Source organism: Rouxiella sp. WC2420, from assembly GCF_041200025.1.
Taxonomy (GTDB): Bacteria; Pseudomonadota; Gammaproteobacteria; order Enterobacterales; family Enterobacteriaceae; genus Rouxiella.
Genome location: NZ_CP165628.1, coordinates 153,928 through 170,306 on the forward strand (window position 1 = coordinate 153,928; position 16,379 = coordinate 170,306).

Below are 16,379 nucleotides of genomic sequence, written 5' to 3' on the forward strand. Positions count from 1 at the left end.
GTTTAAATAAGATACGTTCTAGTCTCTTCGTAGGTGAAGTTTCAGTCAATAGAAATAAAACAACGTTTTAGTATTTTCCAAGACGTCTCGAAGTTCTTGAATTCATTTGTGGGCTTTTGCTCACAGAAATGCTCCTCTGACCGCGTCGCCGTGCACCGACCCACATTCTCAACTATCTTTAATTAAACTTTTCAAATAATTGTCTGACAGGAACGCACCTATGACACGCACAGGAAAAGCGCTGAGTTGGACGGCTGGAATACTGGTCATTCTGGTAGTCGCTATCATTATTTTTATAGCGCTATTCGACTGGAACCGCCTGAAACCCATGATTAACCAGAAAGTATCGACTGAACTGAACCGACCCTTCGCCATTAAGGGTGATTTAGGCGTTGATTGGTCGCGTCAAAAAGATGAAGGCGGGTGGCGCGCCTGGGTGCCATGGCCGCATCTCCATGCCGAAGATATTGTATTGGGTAACCCGGAAGATGTTCCCGGCGATAAACCCATGGTGCATTTACAGCGCGTTGACGCCAGTCTGTCTCCCTTGGCGCTGCTCGATAAAGAAGTTTTAATCCCTCGTATCTGGTTGAAACAACCCGACGCGTCGCTTATCCGCCTTGCCGATGGCAAAAATAACTGGACCTTTAATCTCGCCAATAGCGACAGCAAAGATACTAATCAGCCGCCTTCCGCCTGGTCGTTCAAAATGAATGACATTGTGTTCGACCGTGGGCAAATCGATTTCAAGGACGCGACTCTTAAAGCCGATTTTCGTGCGGTAATTGATCCGTTGGGCAAGCCATTGCCCTATGTTGAGGTGACCGGCAAACAAACCGATAAAAACAGCAAAGACAAGGGCAAACCTTATACTCCGGACTATGTGTTTGGCTGGAAGGTTGATGGTAAATACAAAGGGGAGCCACTGTCGGGCGACGGCAAGATTGGCGGCATGCTGGCCTTGCAGGACCCGGATGCGCGTTTCCCACTCCAGGCCGATGTACGCTCGGGTAAAACTCGTGTAGTGGTCGCCGGAACGTTAACCGATCCGCTAAATTTAGGGGCGCTAGATTTACGGCTGAAATTCTCCGGGCAAACGCTGTCCGATCTTTATGGCCTGACTGGCGTGCTGTTACCGCAGACTCCGCCGTATGAAACTGACGGGCACCTTATCGCTGAGTTACACGATAAAAACGGTGCTAAATTCCAATATCAGGGCTTTAACGGCGAGATTGGCGACAGCGATATCCATGGTTCCCTGACCTACACCGCCAGCAAGCCGCGTCCTAGTTTGAACGGCGAGCTGTCTTCCAACCAGCTGCGCTTTGCCGATCTCGCGCCGCTTATCGGTGCCGATTCCAATACGGATAAAGCCAAACGTGGTGAAACGACCCGTCAGCCTTCCGACAAAGTCCTGCCGGTTGAGAAATTTGATACCAAGAGTTGGCGTGTGATGGATGCCGATGTGAAATTCAGCGCCAAGCGCATCGAGCACGGCAAGTCTCTGCCGCTAAGCGATTTGAATACCCATCTCAAATTAAATGACGGCGACCTGCTGCTAGATCCGCTGCGCTTCGGATTTGCTGGCGGCAGTCTGAATTCTACTGTCAGACTCGAGGGTGATAAATCGCCGATGCAGGGCCGAGTTGATATGCACGCCCGTGGTTTGCAGCTAAAAGAGTTGGTGCCTAATGTGCAATCGATGAAGAAAAGCCTGGGTCAGCTTAACGGCGATGCCAAGCTTTCCGGCACCGGTAACTCAGTAGCGGCACTGCTCGGAACCAGTAACGGTGAGATGAAACTGTTGATTAACGACGGCGTTATCAGCCGTGGTTTGATGGAGATTGCGGGCCTGAATGTCGGTAACTACGTGGTTGCCAAACTATTTGGCGATGATGAAGTCGCGATCAACTGTGCAGCAGCCGACGTGAATATCAAGAGCGGTCTGGCGCGGCCAAGCCTGCTGGTATTCGATACAGAAAATGCCGTAATCAATATCAGCGGCACCACAAACTTTGCCAATGAGCGTCTGGATTTGTCGATTGACCCAGAAAGCAAAGGCCTGCGAGTGCTGACTCTACGTTCTCCGCTCTACGTGCGCGGGACCTTTAAAAGTCCTGATGCAGGGGTAAAACCGGGGCCATTGATTGCTCGTGGCGCAGCAGCGGTGGCTTTAGGGGCGATTGTGGCACCCGCGGCGGCGCTGTTGGCGCTGATTTCGCCGAGCGACAATGAATCGAACCAGTGTGGCGCTATCCTGCAAAAAATGAAGGCCGCTAAATAGGCCTTCATGCTTCACATCTTGAGTCGATAAAAGTGCTTATTGGACGTTTATCGGCGGATTTTTCTCATAGGGAGGAATCGGATCCAGGACTGTACATTTGTGGTCCTGGATCTCTTCTGTCGAGGCATCATTTAGCCCAAGCAGGCTGCGTTTATTGGCTAAAAGCAAGAAATCCCCACCCTTGAGGCTTACCATTGCCAATCCGTAATGCCCCATTTTTTGACGGGCTTCTGGTACGCCGTCAGCCAGCAAACGGAATGCGCCTTTCTCACTCAGCTCGGCCGGTGAAACTTTACGAGCGAGATAAGTGTGGCCTTTCAGCTTTTCTGGCAGCTCCTGCCAGCGATAACCAATTTGGCCAGCCTCATCGCTTAACTGAGTTTTCACCTTTGGCAGCAGGCAGGAGATATGAATGTGCATCTGATTCTGGCTGCGGCCAAATTGTGAGTTAATCGCCAGCGAAATATTGCTGTCATCAATTGGCTTGCCGTATTTATCCGCCATAAAGTGCCTTGCCTGCCAGGCCTGAGCAAAGAAATTCGGCGTTCTGTCTTCAAGCAGCGCCGGGCTCTCAATGCCGGTGATCCTCTCGGTCGGCATCAGCAAATACTGTAACGGGCCTTCCATATCTTTGAGCACAACGAAACCTTGTTTTTCATTAACCTGAGAACAGGGGGCAGGTTGCCCATTCTTTTCCTGATCGGGTAGACATTTCTGGCTGATGATATGCCATAGGGCATTGGGGTGCCGTGAATCATGCCAGATATATTTATGCCAGAAGTGGTGAACTGGAAAATAGGCAACAGCCAAAAAGCCGATAACAAGAGGGAAATGCAAGCGAGGTCTTAAGCGCATGTGAAACTCTTTAATAAAACCCGCTACCGACGCTGCCGGGAGCGGGCAAAATAATCAGAGTGACTGGTGGCGGGTCTCTTTGGTCAGTATCAGGGCAATCAACGTGAGCGTTGCCATGGATGCCAGATAAACGCCGACATAAAACAGCCCATAATGGGTTGCCAGCCAGGTTGCAATATAAGGGGCCACGGAAGCGCCTAATATTGAAGACACATTATATGAGAAAGAAGCGCCGGTATAGCGAACTTCTGTTGGGAAAAGTTCCGGAAGTAACGCCCCCATTGGACCGAAGGTCAGCCCCATCACACTGAAACCGCACAGCAGGAAAATCATAACTGAAGTAATAGAACCGCTGCTGATTACTGACGGGAAGGTCAGTGCAAAAACAATAATTAGCAAGGTTATACAAATCATGGACTTGCGACGTCCAAACTTGTCAGCTAACTGACCGGCAATGGGCACCATCACGCCAAAACCGATTACGCCAATCATCAGCATCAGCAGGAAATCGTTTCGGGCAATACCCAGACCGGCCGGTTTTGCGGCGGTGCCATAGCCCAGCGAGTACACAGTCATAATGTAAAAAAGCGTGTATGTCGCCACCATGATAAAGGTCCCCAGCAGGGTGGCCTTCAGGTGCTTGCTGAACAGGCGGCCAATCGGCACTTTAACCTGCTTGCCCGCTTTGGCGATTTTGGCGAATACCGGCGTTTCATGCAATGAAACGCGAACATACAGGCCAATCAATACCAGCACAGCGGAAAGCAGGAAAGGCACGCGCCAGCCCCAGTCGATGAACTGTTGCTCGGTCAGCAGCCAGGAGAGCAGCAGGAACATGCCGTTGGCAATGAAGAAGCCGATCGGCGCACCCAGCTGCGGGAAAGAACCATAGAGCGCGCGTTTTTTCGGTGGCGCATTTTCAGTGGCCAGCAGAGCCGCACCGCCCCATTCGCCGCCAAGGCCCAGGCCCTGACCAAAACGCGCCAGTGCCAGCAGTAACGGAGCAAACACGCCAATAGTGGCATAGGTTGGCAGCAGGCCAATAAGTACGGTCGAAACGCCCATGGTCAGCAATGAAGCAACCAGCGTAACTTTGCGGCCCACGCGGTCGCCAAAGTGGCCAAACAGCGCCGAGCCGATTGGTCGAGCGACGAAGGCAATGGCGAAAGTTGCCAGAGACTGCAGCGTGGCCGCGGTCGGATCGCCCTGAGGGAAGAAAATATGCGGGAAGACAATAACGGCTGCTGTCGCATAGATATAAAAGTCAAAAAACTCGATGGCGGTACCAATCAGGGAAGCGATGATAACTTTGCCGCGAGAATTCTGGCTAACGAGTTCCGCGTCGGCCTCGAGTTCTGGGGTGATGGTGGCTTGCATAAGTGTTTCTTATTAGTTTTTTATGTAAATGGATTTGATTAAAAAAAGCATCTTAAGCACTGCTATAGCGAGTTTCAACCGCGCGAGACAGCCTGAAAACAGCGTTTTCGGCTGAATTGGGAGATTCCGCCAAAAAGGTGGCGGGTCGGCAGCTATAAGTATCTTGAATGGATAATTTTCAGAGTAACATTCTGTAAAAGAGTGAAAGAAAAGTGAGCTAGGTAGTGGGTTGTTCTGACTTTTGGAAATGGAAGGGCACTGTTTAAGAGTAATGCACTACTTTTGTGACTGTTTTATGGAATTAAATGCCAGATAGCAGGCGCTGTCTGGCATGATGGGATTGATTACGCTCTGGAAGCATTGTCAGGTTGGTCAACCGGCGGATCGTCATGATAGCGCGCGGTAGCTATCCAGGCTGCGCAAAAAAGCGTCAGGCGGGCGAAGAAATAGAAGAACGCCATCAGGCCAATCACGGAACCGAAGGCTGCTCCCGACGGAGAACTTGCCAGACGCGGCAGCATCATGGTCATCACAAACTTGATCACTTCGAAACCAATGGCAGCGATGAGCGTGCCGCGAAACAGCGCTTTCCTGCGCGGCTTGTGGCGCGGCAGAATCCAGAATATCCACAGGAATAACAGATAATTGGCGAACACTGAAATCACCAGTGTAATAATTGTCATCACCGGACGCAGCCAGTCAATGCCGCCCAGCCCCAACGCATCGACGATAGATTGCTGAGCAGAACCGGCAATCGAGGTCAGCGAAAGAGTAATAATCAGCGCCAAAACTAGCCCCACCAGTGAGATCAGGTCACGAATATAGCGCGTATAAATTTTTTCCTGGTCCTTGGGATTACGCTCCCAAACGTCGCGCGACTGTGCTCGAATCGCTTCACGCAAATTTCCCATCCAGCTTATGCCTGAATACAGAGCAATGACCAATCCTGACAGGCCAACGGCGGTTCTCTGCTGTATGGCTGTGTTTACCGTGCCTTTTAAGGTATTTGCCAGATTAGGGTCGCTGATGCTGTTAACGATTTTATTGATCAACTGAGCCAGCAGATCAGGATTTGAGGCCAGCACGAAACCGACGGCGGCAAAAGAAACCATCAAAATCGGGATTAGCGATAGAAAAGAAAAATAGGTTATAGCCGCGCCAAACTGGCTGCCCAGTCGGTCGTTAAAACGATCCATCGCGCGGATAAGATGCGAGACCCAATGCCAGGCTCTGACGTGACTAATCACGCTTGAGAAGCCCGACAACGTGTCGTCTACCGCCCGATTGCCGGTTTTAATATTGATTAGCGGCTTTTCGCTATCCTGTTTTTTGATTGATTCTTTGGTAGGTAATGACATTAATCCACTCATTCCTTAGCAATTTTTTGGACTCCAGACATTTAGTATAGTCATCGTCAGCGGTAATGATCTGTCCGTTCCGAAATCAGTTTTAGAAAAAGCTTATGCTATATAGGCTTGCATTATTTCACTCAGCCAATCCATAAAGATTTTTACTCGGCGAGAGAGGTGTCTGCGGTGAGGATAGACCAGCGTGACCGGCATTGGCGGCGCGCGAAAAGGCGTGAGAATACTGACCAGCTGGCCGTTGGCGAGATAGGCGCGAACCCCAATAAGCGGCACCTGAATAATCCCCAGCCCCGACAGGCAGGCAACAGTATAGGTTTCAGTGCTGTTAACCGTGACAGCTCCGCCGCTTTTTACCGTTTTTAGGTCTTTACCTTCAAGATATTCGAACTCACTGCCGCGACTGCGTAACGCCTGGTCGTAGATTACCATGGCATGATTGGCGAGCTGTTCGGGATTCTCCGGCGTGCCGTAGCGCTTTAGGTAATCTGGGCTGGCGCAGTTCACCACCTGCAAATGTCCCAGCGGGCGGGCTATCAGCCCTGAATCTTTCAAATTGCCGACGCTTATCACGCAGTCAAAACCTTCGCGCACGACATCAACGCGATGATCGGTGCTGCTCAGTTCAATTTCCAGGGCCGGATAGCGATTCAGAAACTCTGCCAGACGCGGCAATACCAGATGTGTGGCCATGGTCAGCGGCATATCGACCCGAAGTTTGCCGCTGACCGTTGTTGGGTTCGACTGAAACATTGACTCCAGCTCATCCATGTTGGCCAGCAACTCTTTGCAACGTTCGTAAAAAACTTGCCCGTCCTGGGTTAGCTGAACGCGTCGCGTTGAACGATGCAGCAGGCGTGCCGACATTCTCGTTTCTAACTGTTGAACCAGTCGCGAAACGCTCCCTTTAGGCAACCCCAAACTTTCAGCGGCGCGAGTAAAATTGTTCAACTCCGCAACTCGGACAAAAACCTGCATTGATTGAATTTTATCCACATTTTCCCCGCGAGAAAGCTGGATTGTTGTCAAAAACGAGACAGTGAAACTCATTTTAGACTATTTATCATTAATAAAGAGTCTAATAGGCTATATATCACACAATCGTACATCTCTGGAGTCTGAAAATGAGCAAAAAAATCGCATTAGTGACCGGTGGTAGCCGTGGATTAGGTAAAAACGCGGTATTAAAGCTGGCGGAACAGGGAATTGACGTGATTCTAACTTATAACAGTCAGCGTGAAGAAGCCGAATCTATAGTCCGCGAAATTGAAGCGAAAGGCGCGAAAGCAGCAGCTCTACAGCTCAACGTCGTCGAAAGTCAGGGCTTCAATGCCTTTGTCGCACAGGTAAAATCGGTACTGGAAAAAGTCTGGCAGCGCGGGAATTTCGATTTTTTAGTAAATAATGCAGGCATTGGTATTAATGCCCCTTTTGCCGAAACCACTGAGGAGCAGTTTGACCTGCTGATGAATATTCACCTCAAGGCACCGTTTTTCCTGACCCAAAAACTGTTGCCTCTGATTGCCGACGGGGGTCGTATCCTGAATGTTTCTTCCGGTCTGACGCGTTTCTGTTTGCCGGGCTATGCCGCTTACTCTGCCATGAAAGGCGCGATGGAAGTCCTCACCCGTTATCAGGCTAAAGAACTGGGCGTGCGCGGTATCGTGGTAAATATTTTGGCGCCGGGAGCGATTGAAACCGATTTTGGCGGCGGCACTGTGCGTGACAACCAGCAGGTTAATCAGTATGTTGCTAATAATACGGCTCTGGGGCGTGTCGGCCTGCCCGATGATATTGGCGGGATGATTGCGATGCTGCTCAGCGAGCAAAGTGGCTGGGCCAACGGCCAGCGCATCGAGGCGTCAGGCGGCATGTTCTTATAATTTATTCACTTCGCTGGCGCATTTCGTTTATTAAACATTTCTTTATTAAATTGAAAAAGGAGCTCCAATGCAGCCAGCGATTATCCCCGTCCTCGAAACCTCCCGCCTGACTTTACTTCCGTTGACTCCCGAAGATGCGTCCGTTATCCAGCGTGTTTTCCCGCATTGGGAAATCGTAAAATATCTCGCCAATACAGTTCCCTGGCCCTTTCCCGATCACGGGGCACATAATTATGTCAATAATGTAGCGCTCGCGGCTGTTGCCCAGGGAACGGGATGGTTCTGGACCTTGCGTCGCAAGGAGGATCCCTCCGAGCTGATAGGCGTGATTTGCCTGACCGATACGCCAGATAATAACCGTGGATTCTGGCTATTGCCGTCCTGGCAGAAACAGGGGCTGATGGCGGAAGCCAGCGTGGCAGTAACCGATTTTTGGTTCAATACGTTGAAACGTGAGGTACTGCGCTCTCCAAAAGCTAGCCCAAACAAGGCATCCAGGCGTATTTCTGAAGCCAGCGGCATGCGACTTGTGCGCATTGAAAAGAAAGCCTACGTCGGTGGAGAATTTGATTCTGAGTTGTGGGAAATCAGTCGTGACGAATGGAATACTCTGCACAGTAAAAAATAATAAAAATATTACCGAATAGATCTCAGTCCTCGGCTGTTAACTGAATATTCTCTATTACTTTGAATATTATTTTAACTCTGGGGCACTTTTATGGATAACACCGAGCTTGCGAACTCTGCGGCACCTTCGCGAAAACGTTACGATCATCTGACCATTCTGCTGCACTGGTTAAGCGCCGGTTGCGTGATTTTTCTGTTTGCCAGCGCCCATATCTGGGAAGTGCTGGAACGCGGAACGCCGCTGCGCAAGGGGTTGCAATCAATCCATATTTCCGTGGGTATTCTGCTGGCGATAGTGATTATCTGGCGGCTGCTCTGGCGTGTTACTCACCGCGCGAAACTTGATGCAATCGCGATGCCGCGCGTGATGTCGCTTGTTTCAAAGCTGACCCATTGGGCACTTTACGGCCTGCTGCTGGCGCAAATTACTCTCGGATTTTTATTCCGCTGGGCCCAGGGCGAACCTTTCTATTTCTTCTCGATATTCCCCATTCCTGACTTTTTCGGTATCGACCCCGGCCTGCGCCGTACTTTTGGCATGTTGCATAACAATGTGGCATGGGCGCTGATTATTCTGGCTGGTCTTCACGCGCTGGCCGCGTTGTTCCACCACTATGTACTGCGTGACGGTGTTTTACGGCGGATGTTATCTTCAACTGACAGGACGGCACCATGAAACTCTCTACAGTGACTCACGGTTTTAAAGTCAACAAAACGGCCCCTAAACTTTGTCTTCTCATGCTGATTACCGGCCTTTCTGGCTGGTCAATGATGGCACATGCGATGGGCGATGATTCCAGGAAAACCCCTGATTGCCCGAAAGGACAGGTTTACGACAGCAAAACCAAAACCTGCATGATTGAGAAAAGCAGCATGCTTACCGATCAGGATAAAACCCGATATGCCTATCATCTGGCAAAAACAGGGCGCTATCAGCAGGCATTAACGGTTTTGGATACCCTTAAACAGCCGAATACCAAAGAGGCGTGGAATTATCGCGGCTACGCGACACGAAAACTCGGGCGCACCGACGAGGGCATCGGTTATTATCAGAAATCAATTGCCCTGGATGCTCGCTATACTTTGGTCCGCGAATATCTGGGTGAAGCCTATATGATCAAAGGGCGACCGGATTTAGCCAAAGCCCAGCTGGCGACGATAAAATCCCTGTGCGGCACCAGCTGTGAAGAATATCGGGACTTGCATGCTGCCATAGAGGGGCATCCGGAAGCCTGATTAATCGCGCCTGATAACCTGAGGCAAAGAGAAATTACCACTCCTGACCTACGTAATGAGTTGAGTCTGTGTCTGGCGCGTTTGTGGCGCTACGCAATGGTGTTGTCAAAAAAGCGCGACGTGGCCGACGATCTGGTGCAGGCAACCTGCGTTCGTGCTCTGGAACGCGGGCATCAGGTTGATGGCGCGACGTCAATTGACCGTTGGTTTTTCTCTATTCTGCACTCTATCTGGATCAACGAAATCCGCGCTCAGCAAGTTCGGCGCGGGCAGGGTTTCGTTGATATCGGTGACCTCGATGCTTTACCTGACGAGTTCGACAATCAACGGCAGGCGAATCAGGTGATGCAGCGCGTCAATCACCTGCCGGAAGCTCAGCGCAACGCGATTTTTTTGGTTTACGTGGAAGGTTTCACGTATCAGGAGGCGGCGCGAACGCTTGACGTGCCAATCGGTACCATCATGAGCCGTCTGGCAAGCGCACGACAAACGTTGGCAAAAAATCCGCCGGCTTCTGCTCGACTTTCTCAACGGGGAGAGAATCATGACCGATAATTTTTCATTTTCTCCCGTTAACGACACCCTGTTGGTGGCTTATCTGGATAACGAGCTGGATGCCGAGCAGCGAATCAAGCTCGAGCAGCGCCTGCAACACGATGAGGCGCTATCTGCCAGACTTGAAGCATTGGCTCACAGTCAGCTCGATTTTAGCGGGGCTTTTGAAACCTTGCTGGCTCAGGCTCCGGTGGCGTCGTTGCAAAAAAATTTCGACGCATTGAGCGATAAAAAAGCACCTCATTCTTCACGCGACGGGGTTACGCGTCGCAGTTTGCTGGCGGCAGCCATAGGCCTGGTGGCGATTGGCATGGGCGTGGAGCGTTATGCTTTATCCCCCTCGCAAAACACGGTTGACGACGGGTGGCGTAATCTGGTCGCGCAATATATGTCGCTGTATTCAGCCGAAACACTGGCCGATATTAACGATTCCCCTGCCGAGCAAAAGCAGGAATTGGACCGCGTTGCCCGTGAAGTGGGCATCGGTCTGTCGCCTGCGCAGCTAAAGCTTAGTGGCGCTCAGCTCAAGAATGCGCGTATTCTGCGCTATGACGAATACAACATTGCGCAGATTTCTTGGCTAGATGAACAATTTGGTCCGTTGGCGTTATGCATAACCCGCAGCGACAAATCGAACGATCAGGCTCAGGCCGCAGAGGTTCGCCGTGGAATGAACGTCGTTTATTGGCGGCGAAATGGCTACAACTTTATGCTAATTGGTCGCGCACCTGCCAAAAATATTCAACAGCAAGGCCTAGAGCTGCTAAATAATATTTCCTGATATTTAATTGAGTGAAATGGCTTAATAAATGACGAATATAACGAATCAGGCGGTTCGTTATTTGCTTTGTGTCATTTTTTTATATTTTTTTATTGGGAATATTTTTATCTATTTGCCGTTTTATTAACAAGATTAATTCTTAGTTTTTATGTGTGAAATTGATGTTATCAATTTGTTTATACATTTAAGCGTAATTATTAACATTTAATCATAATTTTGTTACATATGCCTGCGCAAAACAGAAGCAAATACTGTGACTCCCGTCACAAATACCCCTATGATAATTCAGCCTTTATCTTCAGTAGGGGCGCTGATTAACGTAAATATTTTCAAATAATTATATCTACTTCATCGCCACGCAGCAGGGTTTCGCTATAGGGAGTCATATGAAAGATAACAGCCATGCAGAAGAAAAATCTGAACTCAGCGGAAAAGGGCTTTCACGCAGAAATTTAATTTCACGTTCAAGTTCATTAATTGCTACTTTTGCATTAGTTTCCGGCGGATTAACTGCAGTACCTGCTTTAGCCGCCAGCGAAAATAATGATTCCGCAGATCTGAACGGATTTATTCGCCTGTCACGATTACTTACCGGCCACAATAGTCTGGATGTTCAATTAGGCGAGCGTCTTTACAACGCGCTAAGTCAGCAAAATACAAAATTTCCGGATTGGGTAAAACAGCTAACACTTTACGTACAGCAAAATAATATCCCTGATGTAGAAACTCTCGATGAAAAGCTAAAACAGCAGCCTCTGCATGAACCAATGATGGCCATTATTAAAGCTTGGTACAGCGGCGTAATTGAGCCTGGATATCACGCCACGGTTTACGGTTATCAACAGGCATTAATGTATCAGATACCTCGTGATGGCATGGTGATTCCGACCTACGCGCACAATGGTCCGGATTATTGGGTTGCTAACCCGCCGCCGGTTGATCGACTACTGACTTTCTAAAGATAAACAACTCGTTACCGTTACGAGCTAAATATCACCGAATTGGCTTGCTGGGCTAAACGGTTAATTTCGAATGTCATTTTTACGTCTGAAAGGTTTTTCCCCACGGGAAATTCCAGGGCTTTTTACGCCCAAAATTCAGCGCGCATTTTTAATGAAAATAGTAGAAAGCTAATGGAGAGCAGGTCCTTGCCAATTAAAAACTCATTTACCCGTAATACACCGCTGAGGCGCGTTCTTTATTGTGTGGGGATTGCCGCGTCAGTGCTGATGGGGGCTAGCGCAGCACAGGCCGCAGAGAGTCTGCCATTGGCCGCCCCTTCAAGTAATCAAACCGGGGTTGATTTAATTTCTCGCGGTAAATATCTGGCGATTGCCTCTGACTGCGCCGCCTGCCACACCGATCCTGCGACTAAAAATGTTTTTGCCGGTGGTTACGCGATTCACTCGCCAATGGGCATTATTTACTCTTCCAACATTACGCCATCCAAAGAATTTGGTATCGGAAATTACACTGAAGAGCAGTTCAGCCAAGCGGTGCGTGACGGTTTCCGCGCAGACGGCAGCCATCTTTATCCGGCCATGCCTTATCCGTCTTACGCCGGGTTGACCGATGCTGATATTCACGCGCTGTATGCCTACTTTATGCAGAGTGTTGCGCCGGTTGATATTAAACCGCAGCAAACCGCGCTGAGCTTCCCGTTTAATATGCGTTTCTCGATGATTGGCTGGAATCTGTTGTTCCTGCATAACAAGCCATTTACGCCAGTTGAATCTCAGGACGCTACCTGGAATCGCGGTAAGTATCTGGTAGATAACGTCGAGCACTGTAGCGAATGCCACACCCCGCGTAACGCATTGATGGCATTGCAGGGGGGTAAAGCTCTTTACAGCGGCGCGATGTTGGGCAGTTGGCATGCGCCGAATCTGACCAGCGACCCAGTCAGCGGTTTGGGTGGCTGGAGCGATCAGGATCTGGCGCAGTATCTGCAAACTGGCCACGTCAATGGCAAAGCGCAGGCCGCAGGGCCAATGGCCGAAGCAGTGACTAACAGCCTGCAATATCTGCATCAGGACGATATCAACGCCATTATCACTTACCTGCGCACATTGCCGCCGGTTCGCGACCCGACGCAAACCAAGGCTGCGTCTGATTTTGGTACCGGTACCAACACCGATACGGCAACCCGCGGCATTCATCCGATCTCGAAATTCCTTGCTGCGGATGCTTCAGGACAAACGTTGTTTGACGCTGCTTGCTCGAGTTGTCATCAGCCTGACGGTAAGGGAACGGCAGACGGCTTCTATCCGTCTCTGGTTCACAACACCACTTTGGGCGGTGATTCACCCGACAACCTGGTTTCGGCGATTCTGTTTGGCGTACAGCGCACGGTTAACGGTAAATCGGTGCTGATGCCGGCATTTGGCCCGTATTCCGACGTGCAGACGCTTACTGATAAACAGATTGCGACCTTAAGTAATTATCTGTTCAAGCAGTACGGCAATCCGCAGCTTTCCGTGACCGAAGAACAGGTGAAAACCATTCGACAGGGTGGAGCAACGCCGCTAATCGCCAAAATTGCCAAACCAGCTGCCATTGCTGGCGGGGTGGTTGTGCTGCTGCTGATTGTGCTGCTGTTGGCATGGAGTCAACGCCGCCGCCGCTAATCCTGACTTATCGGATTAGGTACTGATTTATCGCGCTTTTAGGCGCATACAGAATTTTGAGGTTCAACATGTCTAAAGAATTAAGTGCAGACGTCGTCATTATCGGCGCTGGGATTTGCGGTGGTTTTGTCGCCAAAGAATTGGCCGAAGCGGGATTGTCGGTGCTGGTGCTGGAAGCAGGCCCACGCTGGGAACGTGCGCAGGTAGTTGAAAACTGGCGTAATATGCCACCTATCAACAAATCTGAATCCGACTATGCGACGCCTTATCCAGCATCACCTTGGGCGGTTCATCCCCAGTTGCATCCTTATAATGAGTATCCCCAGGTTGATGGCCCTGATGCCTCCGCCTATCGGCAGGGCGTAGTGCGCGGCGTGGGCGGAACTACCTGGCACTGGGCGGCCTCTACCTGGCGTTTTCTGCCACATGATTTACAGCTGCACACCACCTATGGCGTAGGCCGCGACTGGGCGGTGACCTATGACGAGCTGGAAGATTATTACTATCGTGCCGAAGTGGCGATGGGTGTTAACGGCCCAAATGACACCACGCTGAAGTATGTAGCACCGCGTAAGCAGCCGTTCCCAATGGAACCGATGCCTTATGGACCTGCCGACCGCCTGTTTACGGAAGTTGTAGCCAGGGCGGGTTACGAAAACACGCCGGTTCCTCAGGCCCGTAACAGCCGACCTTATGATGGACGCCCTCAGTGCTGCGGTAACAATAACTGCATGCCAATCTGTCCTATTGGGGCAATGTTCAACGGGATTCTGGCGATTACCAAAGCTGAACAGCTGGGCGCGAAAGTGATCACCAATGCGGTGGTTTACAGCATGGAAACCAACTCCTCGAATGAAATCGTGGCGGTTAACTTCTATGATCCAGATAAAAATTCGACTCGCGTGACCGGCAAGACCTTTGTTTTGGCGGGCAACGGGATCGAATCGCCGAAACTGTTGCTATTGGCGGCCAACGATCAGAATCCTGACGGGATTGCCAACAGTTCCGGTCACGTTGGTCGAAACATGATGGACCATCCGGGAATTCTGATGAGCTTCCAGGCTGCCGAACCTGTTTGGACCGGAGGTGGCTCGGTGCAGATGAGCTCAATCACCAACTTCCGCGATGGTGATTTCCGCCGCGATCATTCTGCGATTCAGATTGGCATGAACAACACCTCGCAGAACCACAAAGCGGGTGTGAAAGCCTTGCAGATGGGCTTGGTCGGTAAAAAACTGGATGCAGAAATCCGCCGTCGCGCCGCCTGTGGCATGGATATCTATGTTAACCACGATATTCTGGCTAACCCGGATAACCGCCTTCGTCTTAGCACCACCAAAAAAGATGGCCTCGGTATTCCATTCCCCCACATAACCTACGATGTGGGCGACTATGTGCGCCGTGCCGAGCCAAGTTCACGCAAGCATTTACAGCAGATTGCTGAACTGTTTGGCGCGACCGAAATCGAGTCCACTCCGTACTTCAACCCGAACAACCACATCATGGGCGGGACGATTATGGGGCACGATCCCAAGGATTCGGTGGTAGATGGCTGGATGCGTACCCATGATCATCGCAACCTGTTTATCGCTTCCGGCGGGGCAATGGCTTCAGCGGGTACCGTCAACTCGACGCTGAGCATGGTGGCGCTGTCATTGCGTGCGGTGGACGCTATCAAGAAAGACATGCTGCACGCCTGATAAACTGTTTTTAAAGTTGTAGCGAAAAACCGGCAGCCTTACAGCGGACTGCCGGTTTTTTTATGCGCCTGACAAAGCCACATCTTTCGGGGGAGGAATAAAATGCCTATCATGAATATATACTCATAACCGGCAGTTTTTAAAATGCCATCCAGAGACCTGACAATGAGAGATCTGCCGCCAACCGCTACCTTGCGGGCCTTTGAAGTTGCAACCCGTCACGCCACGTTCACCTCTGCTGCTGCAGAATTGCATATCACCCAAAGCGCCGTCAGCCATCAGCTAAAAAATCTCGAAGAGATCTGGGGCTTGCAGCTTTTTCAGCGCGGCAAGTCACTGAGTCTGACACCTGCAGGGGCTGCACTGGCGCCCATCGTGCGTGAGTTTTTCAGTCATCTTGAAGCCACGCTTGCCGACTTGAGAGAGCAAAAGGGCAAAGTGCGGCTTAACGTCAGCACTACTTATTCTTTTGCGTTGAAATGGCTGCTTCCCCGTTTGCCGAGCCTCTCCCAGCAGCATCCAGAAATATTAATCGCGTTGGAAACTACCGATAAAGCGATTAATTTTTCCGGTTCAGAATCGGACGTCGCGATCCGTTTTGGCGCGGGGAATTATCCCGCCTTATTCTCGGAGTTTATGTTTCGAGAGCAAATTTTTCCGGTCGCCAGCCCCGAACTTTTAAAACGCTTCGGGACGCCGCAGGAACCAGCCGAATTATTACGCTATCCGCTACTTACGCGAGATGGCGCAGATTTGGTACCAAAATGGGAATCGTGGTTTCAACAGGTTGGCGTGGGTATTTCGTCGCTTAAGGAAAGTGTTCGATTTGCAGATACCAATATGACAATAGAGGCGGCGCTGTTAGGCCAGGGGCTAGCGTTGGCCCGCAGCGGACACGTCGAGGCCGAGATAAGTTCTGGCAGTCTGCTCCGGCTGTTTGACGTGCCGTTTCCTTCGCCCGTTGCTTACTATTTTGTCTGCCCAAAAGGCATCGAGTCGCAGCCACACATCATCAGTTTCCGTGACTGGTTGCTGAAAGAGTGCGGCAAAGCTCAGCAAGCTTATCAATAAAGCATGAGTATTTACTCAT

The 16,379-nt window shown here is 50.5% G+C and carries 15 protein-coding genes; 11 read left to right on the forward strand and 4 right to left on the reverse strand.

Annotated elements, in window-relative coordinates; all coding sequences use genetic code 11:
* The first annotated feature begins 220 nt into the window (after nt 1-220).
* Nucleotides 221-2,284 carry an AsmA family protein gene (locus tag AB3G37_RS00725; protein ID WP_369789407.1) on the forward strand — a complete coding sequence of 688 codons (2,064 nt, stop codon included), beginning with the start codon at nt 221-223 and terminating at the stop codon, nt 2,282-2,284.
* 36 nt (nt 2,285-2,320) lie between these two features.
* Here the strand turns inward: AB3G37_RS00725 and AB3G37_RS00730 are convergent, their stop codons facing one another.
* The 4 genes from AB3G37_RS00730 to AB3G37_RS00745 form a co-directional block, all read right to left on the reverse strand.
* A complete protein-coding gene (locus AB3G37_RS00730) occupies nt 2,321-3,139 on the reverse strand; it encodes a CDP-diacylglycerol diphosphatase (RefSeq protein ID WP_369789408.1) in 819 nt (272 codons plus the stop codon).
* A gap of 54 nt (nt 3,140-3,193) precedes the next feature.
* On the reverse strand, nt 3,194-4,516 hold the full coding sequence (locus AB3G37_RS00735) for an MFS transporter (protein WP_009635606.1): 1,323 nt from the start codon (nt 4,514-4,516) through the stop codon (nt 3,194-3,196).
* Between the two features lie 344 nt (nt 4,517-4,860).
* Nucleotides 4,861-5,874: an inner membrane protein YhjD gene (gene yhjD / locus AB3G37_RS00740; RefSeq protein ID WP_009635607.1), complete on the reverse strand. Its 1,014-nt coding sequence runs from the start codon at nt 5,872-5,874 to the stop codon at nt 4,861-4,863.
* A 102-nt stretch (nt 5,875-5,976) separates the two neighbouring features.
* Nucleotides 5,977-6,876, reverse strand: a complete 900-nt coding sequence (locus AB3G37_RS00745; protein WP_009635608.1) for a LysR family transcriptional regulator — start codon at nt 6,874-6,876, stop codon at nt 5,977-5,979.
* A 128-nt stretch (nt 6,877-7,004) separates the two neighbouring features.
* Here AB3G37_RS00745 and AB3G37_RS00750 point away from each other — a divergent pair, with 128 nt between their 5' ends.
* The 10 genes from AB3G37_RS00750 (at nt 7,005) to gcvA (ending at nt 16,360) form a co-directional block, all read left to right on the forward strand.
* Complete coding sequence (locus tag AB3G37_RS00750; RefSeq protein ID WP_369789409.1) at nt 7,005-7,763, forward strand: SDR family NAD(P)-dependent oxidoreductase; 759 nt, start codon at nt 7,005-7,007, stop codon at nt 7,761-7,763.
* Nucleotides 7,764-7,830: 67 nt separating this feature from the next.
* Nucleotides 7,831-8,391, forward strand: coding sequence for a GNAT family N-acetyltransferase (locus tag AB3G37_RS00755; protein WP_369789410.1), 561 nt, complete (start codon nt 7,831-7,833; stop codon nt 8,389-8,391).
* Nucleotides 8,392-8,481: 90 nt separating this feature from the next.
* Complete coding sequence (locus tag AB3G37_RS00760; protein ID WP_009635611.1) at nt 8,482-9,066, forward strand: cytochrome b; 585 nt, start codon at nt 8,482-8,484, stop codon at nt 9,064-9,066.
* Between the two features lie 62 nt (nt 9,067-9,128).
* Nucleotides 9,129-9,626, forward strand: a complete 498-nt coding sequence (locus AB3G37_RS00765; RefSeq protein WP_369790861.1) for a tetratricopeptide repeat protein — start codon at nt 9,129-9,131, stop codon at nt 9,624-9,626.
* Nucleotides 9,627-9,722: 96 nt separating this feature from the next.
* Nucleotides 9,723-10,181, forward strand: coding sequence for an RNA polymerase sigma factor (locus AB3G37_RS00770; RefSeq protein WP_369789411.1), 459 nt, complete (start codon nt 9,723-9,725; stop codon nt 10,179-10,181).
* Nucleotides 10,171-10,962 carry an anti-sigma factor gene (locus AB3G37_RS00775; RefSeq protein WP_369789412.1) on the forward strand — a complete coding sequence of 264 codons (792 nt, stop codon included), beginning with the start codon at nt 10,171-10,173 and terminating at the stop codon, nt 10,960-10,962. Before AB3G37_RS00770 ends, AB3G37_RS00775 begins: the two co-directional genes overlap by 11 nt.
* Before the next feature lie 386 nt (nt 10,963-11,348).
* The gene (locus AB3G37_RS00780) at nt 11,349-11,921 is read left to right on the forward strand and encodes a sorbitol dehydrogenase family protein (RefSeq protein WP_369789413.1); all 573 of its coding nucleotides are present in this window, start codon (nt 11,349-11,351) and stop codon (nt 11,919-11,921) included.
* A gap of 270 nt (nt 11,922-12,191) precedes the next feature.
* Nucleotides 12,192-13,589, forward strand: coding sequence for a c-type cytochrome (locus tag AB3G37_RS00785; RefSeq protein ID WP_369790862.1), 1,398 nt, complete (start codon nt 12,192-12,194; stop codon nt 13,587-13,589).
* A 68-nt stretch (nt 13,590-13,657) separates the two neighbouring features.
* Nucleotides 13,658-15,289 carry a GMC family oxidoreductase gene (locus AB3G37_RS00790; RefSeq protein WP_369789414.1) on the forward strand — a complete coding sequence of 544 codons (1,632 nt, stop codon included), beginning with the start codon at nt 13,658-13,660 and terminating at the stop codon, nt 15,287-15,289.
* A gap of 165 nt (nt 15,290-15,454) precedes the next feature.
* Entirely contained in the window at nt 15,455-16,360 is a 906-nt protein-coding gene (gene gcvA, locus AB3G37_RS00795) for a transcriptional regulator GcvA (protein WP_369790863.1), read from the forward strand.
* The last annotated feature ends 19 nt before the right edge of the window (nt 16,361-16,379 follow it).

Coding starts and splice junctions, on each gene's coding strand:
- AB3G37_RS00725 (WP_369789407.1), top strand. CDS start 221: ATGACACGCACAGGAAAAGCGCTGAGTTGGACGGCTGGAATACTGGTC.
- AB3G37_RS00730 (WP_369789408.1), bottom strand. CDS start 3,139: ATGCGCTTAAGACCTCGCTTGCATTTCCCTCTTGTTATCGGCTTTTTG.
- AB3G37_RS00735 (WP_009635606.1), bottom strand. CDS start 4,516: ATGCAAGCCACCATCACCCCAGAACTCGAGGCCGACGCGGAACTCGTT.
- yhjD (WP_009635607.1), bottom strand. CDS start 5,874: ATGTCATTACCTACCAAAGAATCAATCAAAAAACAGGATAGCGAAAAG.
- AB3G37_RS00750 (WP_369789409.1), top strand. CDS start 7,005: ATGAGCAAAAAAATCGCATTAGTGACCGGTGGTAGCCGTGGATTAGGT.
- AB3G37_RS00755 (WP_369789410.1), top strand. CDS start 7,831: ATGCAGCCAGCGATTATCCCCGTCCTCGAAACCTCCCGCCTGACTTTA.
- AB3G37_RS00760 (WP_009635611.1), top strand. CDS start 8,482: ATGGATAACACCGAGCTTGCGAACTCTGCGGCACCTTCGCGAAAACGT.
- AB3G37_RS00765 (WP_369790861.1), top strand. CDS start 9,129: ATGCTGATTACCGGCCTTTCTGGCTGGTCAATGATGGCACATGCGATG.
- AB3G37_RS00770 (WP_369789411.1), top strand. CDS start 9,723: ATGGTGTTGTCAAAAAAGCGCGACGTGGCCGACGATCTGGTGCAGGCA.
- AB3G37_RS00775 (WP_369789412.1), top strand. CDS start 10,171: ATGACCGATAATTTTTCATTTTCTCCCGTTAACGACACCCTGTTGGTG.
- AB3G37_RS00780 (WP_369789413.1), top strand. CDS start 11,349: ATGAAAGATAACAGCCATGCAGAAGAAAAATCTGAACTCAGCGGAAAA.
- AB3G37_RS00785 (WP_369790862.1), top strand. CDS start 12,192: ATGGGGGCTAGCGCAGCACAGGCCGCAGAGAGTCTGCCATTGGCCGCC.
- AB3G37_RS00790 (WP_369789414.1), top strand. CDS start 13,658: ATGTCTAAAGAATTAAGTGCAGACGTCGTCATTATCGGCGCTGGGATT.
- gcvA (WP_369790863.1), top strand. CDS start 15,455: ATGAGAGATCTGCCGCCAACCGCTACCTTGCGGGCCTTTGAAGTTGCA.